Source organism: Pseudomonas sp. QLc11A (assembly GCF_052112305.1).
GTDB lineage: Bacteria > Pseudomonadota > Gammaproteobacteria > Pseudomonadales > Pseudomonadaceae > Aquipseudomonas > Aquipseudomonas laurylsulfatiphila.
In genome coordinates this window covers 357,276-371,753 of sequence record NZ_JAVAJJ010000003.1, presented here as the reverse complement: position 1 = coordinate 371,753, position 14,478 = coordinate 357,276, and the positions used below count along the sequence as shown (strand labels likewise).

Annotated in this window: 11 protein-coding genes; 6 read left to right on the top strand and 5 right to left on the bottom strand. The window is 60.8% G+C overall.

Going from position 1 to position 14,478, the window contains the following annotated elements; translation table 11 throughout:
- Positions 1–54: 54 nt before the first annotated feature.
- From acnD to Q8X48_RS07200, 4 genes are all read right to left on the bottom strand, one after another.
- Complete coding sequence (gene acnD, locus Q8X48_RS07215) at positions 55–2,649, bottom strand: Fe/S-dependent 2-methylisocitrate dehydratase AcnD (protein WP_407799541.1); 2,595 nt, start codon at positions 2,647–2,649, stop codon at positions 55–57.
- Positions 2,650–2,852: 203 nt separating this feature from the next.
- A complete protein-coding gene (gene prpC / locus Q8X48_RS07210) occupies positions 2,853–3,980 on the bottom strand; it encodes a bifunctional 2-methylcitrate synthase/citrate synthase (RefSeq protein ID WP_007971533.1) in 1,128 nt (375 codons plus the stop codon).
- Between the two features lie 164 nt (positions 3,981–4,144).
- Positions 4,145–5,035, bottom strand: a complete 891-nt coding sequence (gene prpB / locus Q8X48_RS07205) for a methylisocitrate lyase (RefSeq protein WP_015096071.1) — start codon at positions 5,033–5,035, stop codon at positions 4,145–4,147.
- Entirely contained in the window at positions 5,032–5,751 is a 720-nt protein-coding gene (locus Q8X48_RS07200; protein ID WP_007971537.1) for a GntR family transcriptional regulator, read from the bottom strand. Before Q8X48_RS07200 ends, prpB begins: the two co-directional genes overlap by 4 nt.
- 296 nt (positions 5,752–6,047) lie before the next feature.
- Between Q8X48_RS07200 and rloA the strand changes: the two genes are divergently transcribed.
- From rloA to pabB, 4 genes are all read left to right on the top strand, one after another.
- Positions 6,048–6,584 carry a retropepsin-like aspartic peptidase RloA gene (gene rloA, locus Q8X48_RS07195; RefSeq protein ID WP_015096072.1) on the top strand — a complete coding sequence of 179 codons (537 nt, stop codon included), beginning with the start codon at positions 6,048–6,050 and terminating at the stop codon, positions 6,582–6,584.
- Between the two features lie 5 nt (positions 6,585–6,589).
- Entirely contained in the window at positions 6,590–8,125 is a 1,536-nt protein-coding gene (rloB, locus tag Q8X48_RS07190; RefSeq protein WP_015096073.1) for an osmotic stress tolerance membrane protein RloB, read from the top strand.
- The gene (locus Q8X48_RS07185; protein WP_407799540.1) at positions 8,125–9,111 is read left to right on the top strand and encodes an alpha-L-glutamate ligase-like protein; all 987 of its coding nucleotides are present in this window, start codon (positions 8,125–8,127) and stop codon (positions 9,109–9,111) included. Before rloB ends, Q8X48_RS07185 begins: the two co-directional genes overlap by 1 nt.
- Positions 9,112–9,346: 235 nt before the next feature.
- Positions 9,347–10,690, top strand: a complete 1,344-nt coding sequence (gene pabB, locus Q8X48_RS07180) for an aminodeoxychorismate synthase component I (protein WP_407799539.1) — start codon at positions 9,347–9,349, stop codon at positions 10,688–10,690.
- 112 nt (positions 10,691–10,802) lie between these two features.
- On the opposite strand, the gene thrH is transcribed toward pabB, so the two are convergent.
- Positions 10,803–11,420, bottom strand: a complete 618-nt coding sequence (gene thrH / locus Q8X48_RS07175; RefSeq protein ID WP_407799538.1) for a bifunctional phosphoserine phosphatase/homoserine phosphotransferase ThrH — start codon at positions 11,418–11,420, stop codon at positions 10,803–10,805.
- A gap of 173 nt (positions 11,421–11,593) precedes the next feature.
- Here thrH and Q8X48_RS07170 point away from each other — a divergent pair, with 173 nt between their 5' ends.
- Together Q8X48_RS07170 and Q8X48_RS07165 are read left to right on the top strand one after the other, a co-directional pair.
- On the top strand, positions 11,594–12,334 hold the full coding sequence (locus Q8X48_RS07170; protein WP_102673279.1) for a phosphoadenylyl-sulfate reductase: 741 nt from the start codon (positions 11,594–11,596) through the stop codon (positions 12,332–12,334).
- 565 nt (positions 12,335–12,899) lie between these two features.
- Positions 12,900–14,441: an NCS1 family nucleobase:cation symporter-1 gene (locus Q8X48_RS07165; protein ID WP_407799537.1), complete on the top strand. Its 1,542-nt coding sequence runs from the start codon at positions 12,900–12,902 to the stop codon at positions 14,439–14,441.
- Positions 14,442–14,478: the final 37 nt, after the last annotated feature.

Sequence of the window (14,478 nt, the reverse complement as noted above, 5' to 3'; positions counted from 1 at the left end):
TCCTGATCTGAAAGCAGACACGGGACTTGAAGTCCCGTGCCTGTATTGCGTGCGTTAAACGGCAACCGCCGACTCTTCGAGGAAGTCCTGGGCGAAGCGTTGCAGCACGCCGCCGGCCTCGTAGATCGACACTTCTTCGGCGGTGTCGAGGCGGCAGGTCACCGGCACATCGACGCGCTCACCGTTCTTGCGATGGATCACCAGCGTCAGCTCGGCGCGCGGCGTACGATCGCCGATCACATCGTAGGTTTCGCTGCCGTCGATGGCCAGGGTGTGCCGGTTGGTGCCCGGCTTGAATTCCAGCGGTAACACGCCCATGCCCACCAGGTTGGTGCGGTGAATGCGCTCGAAACCTTCGGCGGCAATCGCCTCCACACCCGCCAGACGCACGCCCTTGGCCGCCCAGTCGCGGGACGAACCCTGACCGTAGTCGGCACCGGCGATGATGATCAGCGGCTGCTTGCGATCCATGTAGGTTTCGATGGCTTCCCACATGCGCATCACTTTGCCTTCCGGCTCGACACGGGCCAGCGAACCCTGCTTGACCTTGCCGTTTTCCTGAACCATTTCGTTGAACAGTTTCGGGTTGGCGAAGGTGGCGCGCTGCGCCGTCAGGTGGTCGCCGCGGTGAGTCGCGTAAGAGTTGAAGTCCTCTTCCGGCAGGCCCATTTTCGCCAGGTATTCGCCGGCGGCGCTGTCCATCATGATCGCGTTGGATGGCGACAGGTGATCGGTGGTGATGTTGTCCGGGAGCACCGCCAGCGGACGCATGCCCTTGAGCGGACGAGCACCGGCCAACGCGCCTTCCCAGTACGGCGGACGGCGGATGTAGGTGCTCATTTCGCGCCACTCGTACAGCGGCGCGACTTTCGGGCCGGTGTCTTCGTGGATGGCGAACATCGGGATGTACACCTGGCGGAACTGCTCCGGTTTCACCGACGCCTTGACCACCGCGTCGATCTCTTCGTCGCTCGGCCAGATGTCTTTCAGGCGGATTTCCTTGCCATCGACCACACCCAGCACGTCTTTTTCGATGTCGAAACGGATGGTGCCGGCAATCGCATACGCAACCACCAAGGGCGGCGATGCGAGGAACGCTTGCTTGGCGTACGGATGAATCCGGCCGTCGAAGTTACGGTTACCGGACAACACCGCCGTGGCGTACAGGTCGCGGTCGATGATCTCTTGCTGGATCACCGGGTCCAGTGCGCCGGACATGCCGTTGCAGGTGGTGCAGGCGAAGGCCACGACGCCGAAGCCGAGCTTGTCCAGTTCTTCGGTCAGGCCGGCTTCATCGAGGTACAGCGCCACGGTCTTCGAACCCGGTGCCAGGGACGACTTGACCCAAGGCTTGCGGGTCAGGCCGAGCTTGTTGGCGTTGCGCGCCAGCAGGCCGGCGGCGATCACGTTGCGCGGGTTGCTGGTGTTGGTGCAGCTGGTGATGGCGGCGATGATCACCGCGCCGTCCGGCATTTGCCCCGGCACATCGTCCCACTGACCGGAGATGCCTTTAGCCGCCAGATCCGAAACCGCCACACGGGCGTGCGGGTTGCTCGGGCCGGCCATGTTGCGCACGACCGAGGACAGATCGAACGTCAGGCCGCGCTCGTACTGCGCGCCTTTGAGGCTGTCAGCCCACAGGCCGACCTGCCTGGCGTAGTTCTCGACCAGTTGCACCTGCTCGTCTTCACGGCCGGTGAGCTTGAGGTAGTCGATGGTCTGCTGGTCGATGTAGAACATAGCCGCGGTGGCGCCGTATTCCGGGGCCATGTTGGAAATGGTTGCGCGGTCGCCGAGGGTCAGCGCGGACGCGCCTTCGCCGAAGAACTCCAGCCACGCGCCAACGACTTTTTGCTTGCGCAGAAACTCGGTCAGCGCCAGCACCATGTCGGTGGCAGTGATGCCCGGTTGCAGCTTGCCAGTCAGTTCGACGCCAACGCTTTCCGGCAGACGCATCCAGGATGCGCGGCCGAGCATCACGCTTTCGGCTTCGAGACCACCGACACCGATGGCGATCACGCCCAACGCATCGACGTGCGGGGTGTGGCTGTCGGTACCGACGCAGGTATCAGGGAAGGCCACGCCGTCGCGCACCTGGATCACCGGAGACATTTTCTCCAGGTTGATCTGGTGCATGATGCCGTTGCCCGGCGGGATCACGTCGACGTTCTTGAACGCCTTCTTGGTCCAGTTGATGAAGTGGAAACGGTCTTCGTTGCGACGGTCTTCGATGGCGCGGTTCTTCTCGAACGCGTCCGGATCGAAGCCACCGCGTTCGACGGCCAGGGAGTGGTCGACGATCAGTTGGGTCGGCACCACCGGGTTGACTTGCGCCGGGTCACCGCCTTGCAGGGCGATGGCGTCACGCAGGCCGGCGAGGTCGACCAGCGCGGTCTGGCCGAGAATGTCGTGGCACACCACGCGGGCCGGGAACCACGGGAAATCGAGGTCGCGCTTGCGCTCGATGAATTGCTTCAGGGATTCGGTGAGCGTGGCCGGGTCGCAGCGACGCACAAGGTTTTCCGCCAGCACACGGGAGGTGTACGGCAGGGTGTCGTAGGCGCCAGGCTGGATCGCCTCGACCGCTGCGCGGACATCGAAGTAATCCAGGTGGCTGCCAGGCAGCGGTTTACGGAATTGTGTGTTCATCGTCAGGACTCGGTCACGGTAGTTACAAAAGGTGGGGCTTGGCACCAGACTTGAAGTTCACACCATCCACTGTGGGAGCGAGCTTGCTCGCGATGACTGAGTCACATCCAACATACATGTCGACTGACCCACCGCTATCGCGGGCAAGCCCGCTCCCACAGGGATTTCGGTGAACTTCAATATCAGTGCTTAGCCTCCACCATTCAGCGCTGTTCGATTGGCACGAACTTGCGCTGTTCAACGCCGGTGTATTCGGCGCTTGGACGGATGATGCGGTTGTTGGCGCGTTGTTCGTACACGTGTGCAGCCCAGCCGGTCAGGCGCGAGCAGACGAAAATCGGTGTGAACAACTTGGTCGGGATGCCCATGAAGTGGTACGCCGAGGCATGGTAGAAGTCGGCGTTCGGGAACAGCTTCTTCTGCTCCCACATGGTCTTGTCGATGGCTTCGGAGACCGGGAACAACACCTTGTCACCCACTTCGTCGGCGAGTTTTTTCGACCAGCCCTTGATCACCTCGTTGCGCGGATCGTTGTCCTTATAGATCGCGTGGCCGAAGCCCATGATCTTGTCCTTGCGCTCGAGCATGCCGAGGGTGCCCTTGATCGCGTCTTCCGGCGACGAGAAACGCTCGATCATTTCCATCGCCGCTTCGTTGGCGCCGCCGTGCAGCGGGCCGCGCAACGAGCCGATGGCCGCAGTGATGCACGAATAGAGGTCGGACAGGGTCGATGCGCAAACACGGGCGGTGAAGGTCGACGCGTTGAACTCGTGCTCCGCGTAGAGGATCAGCGAAACGTTCATCACCTTGACGTGCAGCTCGCTTGGTTTCTTGCCGTGCAGCAGGTGCAGGAAGTGGCCGCCGATGGACTGCTCGTCGCTGACACAATCGATGCGCTTGCCTTCGTGGCTGAAGCGATACCAGTAAGTCATGATTGCCGGGAATGCAGCCAGCAGGCGGTCAGTCTTGTCGTGTTGCTCGGAGAAATTGTTCTCCGGCTCGAGGTTGCCCAGGAACGAGCAGCCCGTGCGCATCACGTCCATCGGGTGGGCGTCGGCGGGGATGCGCTCGAGCACTTCCTTGAGCGCTTGCGGCAGGTCACGCAGCTTGCTCAGCTTGGCGATGTAGGCGTTCAGTTGCGCCTTGCTCGGCAGTTCGCCGTACAGCAGCAGGTAGGCGACTTCTTCGAACTGTGCGTCAGCCGCCAGTTCACGTACGTCATAACCACGATAGGTCAGACCGGCACCCGACTGGCCCACGGTGGACAGTGCGGTTTGCCCGGCTACCTGGCCACGGAGCCCGGCGCCACTGAGTACTTTTGCTTCGGCCATTGCTGTCTCCAGTTTTCTTGAATTTTTTAGGGGAAACTCATTGCTCTTCTGTGGGAGCGAGCCTGCTCGCGATGGTGGACGGCACACCGCGGGGTATCAGGCTTCCCGCGTCATCGCTGACGTCTATCGCGAGCAGGCTCGCTCCCACAGGTACAGGGTGTTCGTTACTTCTTCGCGGCAAACAACGCATCGAGCTTCTGCTCGAAGGTGTGGTAGTCGATGCGATCGTAAAGCTCCATGCGAGTCTGCATGGTGTCGATGACATTCGCCTGCGTGCCATCGCGGCGCAGTGCTGTGTAGACGTTTTCCGCGGCCTTGTTCATGGCGCGGAAGGCCGACAGCGGGTACAGCACCAGCGACACGTCGACAGCGGCGAGTTGCTCGGTGGTGTACAGCGGGGTCGCGCCGAATTCGGTGATGTTGGCCAGGATCGGCGCTTTCACGCGGCTGGCGAACAGCTTGTACATCTCAAGTTCGGTGATGGCTTCCGGGAAAATCATGTCGGCGCCGGCTTCGATGCAGGCAGCGGCGCGATCCAGGGCAGACTCCAGGCCTTCCACCGCCAGGGCGTCGGTACGGGCCATGATCACGAAGCTGTCATCGGTACGGGCATCGACGGCAGCCTTGATGCGGTCGACCATTTCCTGCTGGGTCACGATCTCTTTATTAGGACGGTGGCCGCAGCGTTTGGCGCCGACCTGGTCTTCGATATGAATCGCCGCCGCGCCAAACTTGATCATCGACTTGACGGTACGAGCGACGTTGAACGCCGAGGAACCGAAACCGGTGTCCACGTCCACCAGCAATGGCAGATCGCAGACGTCGGTGATACGGCGCACGTCGGTCAGCACGTCATCCAGGCCGGTGATGCCCAGGTCAGGCAAGCCGAGGGAGCCGGCAGCCACCCCGCCACCCGACAGGTAGATCGCCTTGAAACCGGCGCGCTTGGCCAGCAGCGCGTGATTGGCGTTGATTGCGCCGACCACTTGCAGTGGATGTTCGCTGGCGACCGCATCGCGGAAACGCTGACCTGGTGTGCTCTTGTTCGAACTCATGACTCACCTCGTTTGGCTGTCGGGTTGACGCCGTCCTGGTAATGACGGGCGATATTGCGTTTGGAGGCGCCGATGTGACGGCGCATCAACAACTCGGCCAGCTCACCGTCACGGTCGGCGATGGCATCGAGAATGCGGTGGTGCTCGGCGAACGCCTGGTGCGGGCGATTGGGCGTGGTGGAAAACTGGATGCGGTACATGCGCACCAATTGATAGAGCTCGCCGCAGAGCATTTGGGTCAGCGTGCGGTTGCCGCTGCCCTGGATGATTCGGTAATGGAAGTCGAAATCGCCTTCCTGCTGGTAGTAGCCGCGACCTGCCTGGAATGCCTCATCACGCTCATGGGTTTCCAGCACCCGACGCAGCTCGTCGATTTCTTCGAGGCTCATGCGCTCGGCGGCCAGGCGACATGCCATGCCTTCCAGGGATTCGCGGATTTCGTACAGTTCAAGCAGCTCGGCATGATTGAGCGACACCACCCGCGCCCCGACATGCGGCACGCGTACCAGCAGGCGCTGGCCTTCCAGGCGATGGATGGCCTCACGCAGCGGGCCACGGCTGATGCCGTAGGTACGCGCCAGCTCCGGTTCGGAGATTTTGCTGCCCGGCGCGATCTCGCCTTTGACGATAGCCGCCTGAATGCGGCGGAAGACGTTCTCGGAAAGTGTCTCCGTATCGTCTTGCGTAGAAACCGGGGGATCGAGTTGATCCAGCATATTGTCGACACCTTGTGAGCCAATGCCGCAAAAACTAACGAATACCGGGAGCGCAGTCAAAGGTTAAATCGATATTGTCGACAATCTTCTGATAACCGGTTGCACCATAACGAAGCAACCCGCTGGTTTATAGCCACCGGCCAGCGCTGGCGCCGTCAAACCACCGTGCTAGAATGCCGCCGCATTTGTTTGTCACATCTGCACTGCCTGTCATATAAACCTGCCAGGCATACGAGGGAGCTTGCGCAGCGATGCCAGGGCCTTGAATCAAGTCGGACCGCTGCGCACCAGGATTTATGAGACTCAAGCCCTTCCCTGCTTTCCTTTACTTTCTTTGCCTGCCCGGGTTCGCATTGGCCGGGGAAAAGACCGTGTACGGCCTCAATGAGTACGCATCGCTCAATGGCATCGACCTGGAAGTGGCGGCTAAACTCGACACCGGGGCGAAAACCGCTTCCTTGAGTGCACGGGACATCAAACGCTTCAAACGCAACGGCGAATCCTGGGTGCGGTTTTACCTGGCCATCGACGCCGCCCATTCGCATCCGATCGAACGCCCGCTGGCCCGTGTCAGCAAGATCAAGCGCCGGGCCGGCGACTACGACCCCGAGGAAGGCAAGAAGTACACCGCCCGCCCCGTGATCGAACTGGACATCTGCATGGGCTCGGCCCTGCGCAGCATCGAAGTGAACCTGACCGACCGTAGCGCGTTCCAATACCCGCTCCTGATTGGCTCCGAAGCGCTCAAGCGTTTCGATGCCCTGGTTGACCCCAGCCTTAAATATGCTGCCGGCAAACCCGCCTGCACCACCGACGCTCATACCGCCGAGTAATTCAAATGCGCTCTCTTACCCTTCATCTGAAACTGCTGATCGCCATCCTGGTGGTGCTGGGCATTTCAGTTACGGCCTATCAGATCTTCGTGCTGGGCATCCCGGTGACCGAAGACGCCACTGACGACCTGTGGAACATCGACGCCAAGGTCGAGTTCGTCGCCAGCGCCAAGGATCCGGTCAAGATCCAGATGTTCGTGCCACCGCTGAGCCGCGACTTCGTCAGCCTCAACGAGAGCTTCATCTCCAATAACTACGGCGTGGCCGTGAACCGGGTCGACGGCAACCGCAAGGTCACCTGGTCGGCACGCCGGGCCAAAGGCAATCAGACGCTGTATTACCGCCTGGTGCTGACCAAGCGTTATTCCGGCGAGAAGGCCAAGATCAAAGGCCCGACCTTTCGCGACAGCATCACCATCGAAGGCCCGGAAAAAATCGCCGCCGAAGCCCTGCTCGCACCGATTCGCCAGCACTCGGCCGACGTCGAAACCTTCGTCGGCGAAGCCATCAAGCGGGTCAACAACCTCAACGACGACAACGTGAAACTGTTGCTGGCCGGTGATCCATCCACCGCGCACAAAGCGAAAATCGTCGAGCTGCTGCTGTCCATCGCCCACGTGCCGATCGAGAAGGTCCACACCATTCGCCTGGTGGCGGACCAGCCGCAGATACCGGAACTGTGGCTGCGCAGTTTCAATGGCACCGACTGGCTGTACTTCAACCCGGAAACCGGTGAGCAAGGGTTGCCGACCGACCGCCTGCTGTGGTGGACCGGCGACGAAAACCTGATCACCGTCGACGGCGGCAAGAAGGCCAATGTGACCTTCAGCCTGAACAACAGCGAAATGAACGCCATCCGCCTGGCCAAGCTGACCGACGAAAACACCGACGCCAACTTCCTCGAGTACTCGTTGTATGGCCTGCCGCTGCAAACCCAGCAGACCTTCATGATCATGGTGATGATCCCGATCGGCGTGCTGGTGATCCTGATTCTGCGCAACCTGATCGGCATCCAGACCCTGGGCACCTTCACCCCGGTGCTGATCGCCCTGGCCTTTCGCGAAACCCAGCTCGGCTTCGGTATCGTGCTGTTTACCATCATCACGGCGTTGGGGCTGTCGCTGCGCTCCTATCTCGAACACCTGAAACTGCAGATGCTGCCGCGGCTGTCGGTGGTACTGACCTTCGTGGTGGTGCTGATCGCGGCGATCAGCCTGTTCAGCCACAAACTCGGCCTGGAGCGCGGCTTGTCGGTGGCGCTGTTCCCGATGGTGATCCTGACCATGACCATCGAACGCCTGTCGATCACCTGGGAAGAGCGCGGCGGTGGCCATGCCATGAAAGTGGCCATCGGCACGCTGTTCGCCGCGTCCCTGGCGCACCTGATCATGAGCGTGCCGGAACTGGTGTACTTCGTGTTCACTTTCCCGGCGATTCTGCTGATCCTGGTGGCCTTCATGCTGGCCATGGGTCGTTATCGCGGCTATCGCCTGACCGAACTGGTGCGTTTCAAGGCCTTCCTGAAAAAGGCTGACGCCTGATGTTCGGCTTCTGGAAGACCTGGAAAGCCCTGGAAGCCCGGGGCATCATGGGGATCAATCGGCGCAACGCAGACTATGTGCTCAAGTACAACAAGCGCAGCCTGTACCCGATCGTCGATGACAAGATCATCACCAAGGAACGCGCCATCGCCGCTGGCATCCATGTGCCCGAGCTCTATGGCGTGATTTCCACCGAGAAGGAAATCGACAATCTCGAAGAGATCATCGGCGCACGCAATGACTTCGTGATCAAACCGGCCCAGGGCGCTGGCGGCGATGGCATTCTGGTCATCGCCGACCGCTTCGAAGGACGCTATCGCACGGTGTCCGGCCGGATCATCAGCCATGAAGAAATCGAGCACCAGGTTTCCAGCATCCTGACCGGCCTGTACTCCCTGGGCGGTCACCGCGACCGGGCGCTGATCGAGTACCGCGTGATTCCGGACCAGATCTTCAAGAGCATCAGCTACGAAGGCGTGCCGGACATCCGCATCATTGTCTTGATGGGTTACCCGGTGATGGCCATGTTGCGCCTGCCGACGCGCCAGTCCAACGGCAAGGCCAACCTGCACCAGGGCGCCATCGGCGTCGGCGTGGACCTGGCCACCGGCCTGACCCTGCGCGGCACCTGGCTTAACAACATCATCAACAAACACCCGGACACCACCAACGCGGTGGATGGCGTGCAACTGCCCTACTGGGACGGTTTCATGAAACTCGCCGCTGGCTGTTATGAGTTGTGCGGGCTGGGCTACATCGGTGTCGACATGGTCCTGGACCAGGAAAAAGGCCCGCTGATCCTTGAGCTCAACGCCCGGCCGGGGCTGAATATCCAGATTGCCAATGACTGCGGGCTGACGTTGCGTACTCATGCGGTGGAAGCACGACTGGAAGACCTGAAGGCTCGTGGCGCGACCGAAACGGTCGAAGAGCGCGTGGCGTTTGTGCAGGAGATGTTTGGGCATATTCCTGCGGTCGAGGGTTGATCCCTGTGGCGAGGGGGCTTGCCCCCGTTCGGCGGCGCAGCCGTCGCAAACCAGGCTGACTCGGTCTACCTGATAAACCAGGGGGCCGCTGCGCAGCCCAACGGGGGCAAGCCCCCTCGCCACAGGTTTCCCGCAGCCGCTCGTAACCTGCCAATCCCCGACATCTCCCTCTAGGAGCAATTCCCCGAGGGGACTACAATCGCCACCCCGCCTCAATGGCTGATCTCCCCCGCCCATGTTGACCTGCTCCGTACACCCACTGCCCTATCGCGCCAACCCCGCCCACTACTTCGCGGCGATTCGCCATGCCCCCGGCGCCGTGCTGCTCGACAGCGGCCGCCCCAGCGCCGACCGCGGCCGCTATGACCTGCTCAGCGCCTGGCCGCTGGAACAACTGACGGTATCGCCCGACGAAAGTGGCGAGGCTTTCCTGCAACGCCTGCGCGATAACCTGACACGCCTGGGCGAAGCCTCTTTGCCGGCACCTTATGAGTTGCCTTTTGCCGGTGGGTTGATCGGCTACCTGAGTTACGACTTCGGCCGACATCTGGAGCGCCTGCCGAGCCAGGCCTGTGACGACCTGCATCTGCCCGACGCGCGTTTCGGCCTGTACGGCTGGGCATTGGTCAGCGATCACCTGGCGCTGACCAGCCAGTTGGTGTTCCACCCGACCCTGCCCGACAGCGAGCGTCAGCGCCTGATCGGGCTGTTCAGCCAACCGGCACCTGAAGCGATCGCGCCCTTCAAACTGCTCACCCCGATGACCGCCGACTTGAGCGCTGATGAGTATCAACAGGCCATCGAGCGCATCCAGCAGTACATTCAGGCCGGTGACTGTTACCAGGTCAATTTCGCCCAACGGTTTCGCGCGCCCTGCCAAGGTGATTCGTGGGCCGCCTATTGCGCCTTGCGTGAAGCGTGCCCGACGCCTTTTTCCGGATTCCAGAGCTTGCCTGACGGCGATGCCGTACTCAGCCTGTCGCCGGAACGCTTCGTCAAAGTCAGCCAGCGCCATGTCGAAACCCGCCCGATCAAGGGCACTCGGCCTCGGGGCCTGACGCCTGAGCAAGATGCCGCGAATGCCGCCGAACTGCTGGCCAGCCCCAAGGATCGCGCGGAAAACCTGATGATCGTCGACCTGCTGCGCAACGATCTCGGCCGGACCTGCCGCATCGGCTCGGTCCGGGTGCCGGAGTTGTTCAGCCTGGAAAGTTACCCGAACGTGCATCACCTGGTGAGCAGCGTCACCGGTGAACTGGCGGATGATCGAGACGCTCTGGACCTGATCGCCGGCAGCTTCCCCGGCGGTTCGATCACCGGCGCGCCAAAGATTCGCGCGATGCAGATCATCGACGAACTGGAACCGACCCGACGCGGCCTGTATTGCGGTTCGTTGTTGTACCTGGACGTGCGCGGCGAGATGGACAGCTCCATCGCCATCCGCAGTTTGCTGGTCAAGGACGGGCAGGTGTGTTGCTGGGGCGGCGGCGGGATAGTCGCGGATTCGGAGTGGCAGGCTGAGTATCAGGAGTCGATCACCAAGGTGAAGGTGCTGCTCGATACCCTGCAAAACCTTTAAACGCATCGCGGGCAAGCCACGCTCCCACAGGTTTTGTGTCTAACCACAATTGTGCGATCAACACAAAACCTGTGGGAGCGTGGCTTGCCCGCGATGAGGCCCTGTCAGACGACTACAGACTCAAGGCCCGGCTGGAGGCTTTGATGAACTCCTGCTTCAAGTCTTCAAACGTGTGCACCGCCGGGAACTGCGGGAACTCGGCGATCACGTTATCCGGCGCATGGAACAGGATCCCGGCATCGGCCTCGCCCAGCATTGTGGTGTCGTTGTAGGAATCCCCCGCCGCGATCACCCGGTAGTAAAGGCTCTTGAAGGCCAGGACCGACTGGCGCTTTGGATCTTTCTGACGCAGTTGATAGCCCGTGACTCGCCCGCTGTCGTCGGTAATCAGACGATGGCAGAGCAAGGTCGGGAAGCCCAGTTGGCGCATCAACGGCTGGGAGAACTCATAGAAGGTGTCCGACAGGATCACCACCTGGAAGCGCTCGCGCAGCCAGTCGACGAACTCGATGGCGCCGTCCAGTGGCTTGAGCGTAGCGATCACTTCCTGAATGTCGGAAAGCTTCAGGCCGTGCTCGTCAAGAATCCGCAGGCGTTGCTTCATCAGCACGTCGTAATCGGGAATGTCCCGGGTGGTGGCCCTGAGGGATTCGATCCCGGTTTTTTCGGCGAAGGCGATCCAGATTTCCGGGACCAGCACACCTTCAAGATCCAGACAGGCAATTTCCACAAGACACTCCCATTTGTATTGATTATTGAGTCGAGCGAGCAAAAAGATTGCCGAACTCTAGCGACTCGGGCCTGCCTGCGCAACGCAGAGGATGCCCCGGCCCATGCAGCTTTTTGTTACCATCGGCCCTATATAGAGCGCCCAGCGCCACCGACCTGTAGGAAGCCGCCCTGATGAGCCCAACGTTCGACGTCGTGGAACTCGCCACGACCTATGCCAACAAATCCGCCCAGGACATCCTGAAACTCGCGTTTGCCGAGTTCGGCGATGACCTGTGGATATCTTTCAGCGGCGCCGAGGACGTGGTGCTGGTGGACATGGCCTGGAAGCTGAACAAGAACGTCAAGGTGTTCAGCCTCGACACCGGCCGGTTGCACCCCGAGACCTACCGCTTCATCGATCAGGTACGCGAGCACTACAAGATCGACATCGAGCTGGTGTCGCCGGACTACACGAAACTCGAACCCTTCGTGAAGGAAAAAGGCCTGTTCAGCTTCTACAAGGACGGCCATGGCGAATGCTGCGGCATCCGCAAGATTGAACCGCTGCGCCGCAAGCTGTCCGGCGTGAAAGCCTGGGCCACCGGCCAGCGTCGCGACCAGAGCCCCGGCACCCGCAGCGCCGTCGCGGTGATGGAAATCGACACCGCGTTCTCCACCGCGGAACGCACCCTGTACAAGTTCAACCCGCTGGCGCAAATGACCAGCGAAGAGATCTGGGGCTACATCCGCATGCTGGAGCTGCCGTACAACAGCCTGCACGAACGCGGTTTCATCAGCATCGGCTGCGAACCCTGCACCCGCCCGGTACTGCCGAACCAGCATGAGCGTGAAGGGCGTTGGTGGTGGGAAGAAGCGACGCAGAAGGAATGCGGGTTGCACGCGGGGAATATCATCAGCAAGTCCAAAGCGTAAGCCCACTGTAGGAGCGAGCCTGCTCGCGATGAACCCGAGAACGCAGCGGGGTATCAGGCACCCCGCGTTATCGTTGACGACCATCGCGAGCAGGCTCGCTCCTACAGTGTTATCTGCAGCTTAAAAAATGTGTACACAGGATTGTCACCATAGGTGCCATTTGTGTGTGCACTTTTAGTTTTTGCGCCCCAAAAAGTTACATTCCTGCCTCCGCCGTGAGCCGCCACGCCCTCCTGAATCCCCCATTCAAAATAAATACCTGTTCAAACGGTCAATTTATATTGTCAATTTTTCAATAACTTGGCGAAAAGCCATAACAAAACGAAATGAAAAGCGCCGTTCATAGAACGCTCGACTGGCATGGATCTAGCTTAAGTGCATACATGTTTTGTATACAATCACCTCAAAACATACACACACTTTAGATCCGCAAGCCTGAAGCGCCCTATCCCGTACAGGCTGCAGATGCCCCGTAACCAAGGATATTCGCCACCCGCGACGAAGATTTGTCGAGCCAAGGCTCATGCACAGTCATCGCGGCGTCGAGCATCAGGAGCCTGCCGGAATGCGTACCAGTCTCTCCAGTAACAATATCGCTCTGGATCTACCCTCCCCCCATTCCACCCACACCGCCGACAATCAGGCGCATGACTCCCCCGTGGTGCTCAGTCCTCGACTGCACAACAAGGACCTGGCACCGACCAAGGCCGAAGGCCGACGCTGGGGCCGCTACAGCATCTTTGCCCTGTGGACCAATGACGTTCACAACATTGCCAACTACTCCTTTGCCATCGGCCTGTATGCCCTGGGCCTGGGCGGCTGGCAGATCCTGTTGTCCCTGGGGATTGGTGCGGCGCTGGTTTACTTCTTCATGAACCTGTCCGGCTACATGGGCCAGAAAACCGGGGTGCCGTTTCCGGTCATCAGCCGGATCAGTTTCGGTATTCATGGGGCGCAGATTCCCGCGTTGATCCGCGCCGTGATCGCCATCGCCTGGTTCGGTATTCAGACGTACCTCGCGTCCGTCGTCTTTCGTGTGCTGTTGACGGCGATCCATCCCGGGTTCGCCGACTACGACCACGACTCGATCCTCGGCCTGTCGACCCTGGGCTGGGTATGTTTCGTCGCGATCTGGTTCGTGCAACTGGCGATCCTGGCCTATGGCATGGAGATGGTGCGGCGCTACGAAGCGTTTGCCGGCCCGGTGATTCTGCTGACCGTTGCCGCCCTCGCCGCGTGGATGTACTTGCAGGCCAACGCGACCATTGCCTGGTCGATCCGTGAGCCGCTGACCGGTGGTGAGATGTGGCGCAACATCTTTGCCGGTGGCGCATTGTGGCTGGCGATCTACGGTACCTTGATCCTCAATTTCTGCGACTTCGCCCGCTCTTCTCCGTGCCGCAAGACCATCAAGGTCGGAAATTTCTGGGGCTTGCCGGTGAATATCCTGGTGTTTGCCGGCATCACTGTCCTGCTGTGCGGCGCGCAGTTTCAGATCAACGGCCGGATCATCGAAAGCCCGACCGAAATCATCGCCTCGATCCCCAACAGCTTCTTCCTGGTACTCGGTTGCCTGGCGTTCCTCATCGTCACCGTGGCGGTGAACATCATGGCCAACTTCGTCGCCCCGGCGTTCGTCCTAAGCAACCTGGCGCCGAAGTACCTGACGTTCCGTCGCGCCGGACTGATCAGCGCGACCATCGCCGTGCTGATCCTGCCGTGGAACCTCTACAACAGCCCGCTGGTGATCGTGTATTTCCTGTCCGGCCTCGGTGCCCTGCTCGGCCCGTTGTACGGCGTGATCATGGTCGACTACTGGCTGATTCGAAAAGGCCAGGTCAACGTGCCGCAGTTGTACAGCGAAGACCCCAACGGCCCTTATTACTACAGCCGCGGGGTTAATTTGCGCGCCGTGGCGGCGTTCATTCCCGCAGCGTTGATCGCCATCGTCCTGGCCCTGGTGCCGGGTTTCCACAGCGTGTCGCCGTTCTCCTGGCTGATTGGTGCCGGCATCGCCGGAATGCTCTACCTGATCATCGCCAAGCGCCAGCCGCACTACGCCGACGTCAGCGGTGAAGCCATCGCGGTCGAAAACGTCAGCCATTGACTCCATGGCGGCCCGGCAATGTCGGGCCGCAGAACCA

What these genes read in the sequence shown, in the direction of transcription:
- acnD (WP_407799541.1), bottom strand. Translation starts at nt 2,649, where the DNA reads ATGAACACACAATTCCGTAAACCGCTGCCTGGCAGCCACCTGGATTAC.
- prpC (WP_007971533.1), bottom strand. Translation starts at nt 3,980, where the DNA reads ATGGCCGAAGCAAAAGTACTCAGTGGCGCCGGGCTCCGTGGCCAGGTA.
- prpB (WP_015096071.1), bottom strand. Translation starts at nt 5,035, where the DNA reads ATGAGTTCGAACAAGAGCACACCAGGTCAGCGTTTCCGCGATGCGGTC.
- Q8X48_RS07200 (WP_007971537.1), bottom strand. Translation starts at nt 5,751, where the DNA reads ATGCTGGATCAACTCGATCCCCCGGTTTCTACGCAAGACGATACGGAG.
- rloA (WP_015096072.1), top strand. Translation starts at nt 6,048, where the DNA reads ATGAGACTCAAGCCCTTCCCTGCTTTCCTTTACTTTCTTTGCCTGCCC.
- rloB (WP_015096073.1), top strand. Translation starts at nt 6,590, where the DNA reads ATGCGCTCTCTTACCCTTCATCTGAAACTGCTGATCGCCATCCTGGTG.
- Q8X48_RS07185 (WP_407799540.1), top strand. Translation starts at nt 8,125, where the DNA reads ATGTTCGGCTTCTGGAAGACCTGGAAAGCCCTGGAAGCCCGGGGCATC.
- pabB (WP_407799539.1), top strand. Translation starts at nt 9,347, where the DNA reads ATGTTGACCTGCTCCGTACACCCACTGCCCTATCGCGCCAACCCCGCC.
- Q8X48_RS07170 (WP_102673279.1), top strand. Translation starts at nt 11,594, where the DNA reads ATGAGCCCAACGTTCGACGTCGTGGAACTCGCCACGACCTATGCCAAC.
- Q8X48_RS07165 (WP_407799537.1), top strand. Translation starts at nt 12,900, where the DNA reads ATGCGTACCAGTCTCTCCAGTAACAATATCGCTCTGGATCTACCCTCC.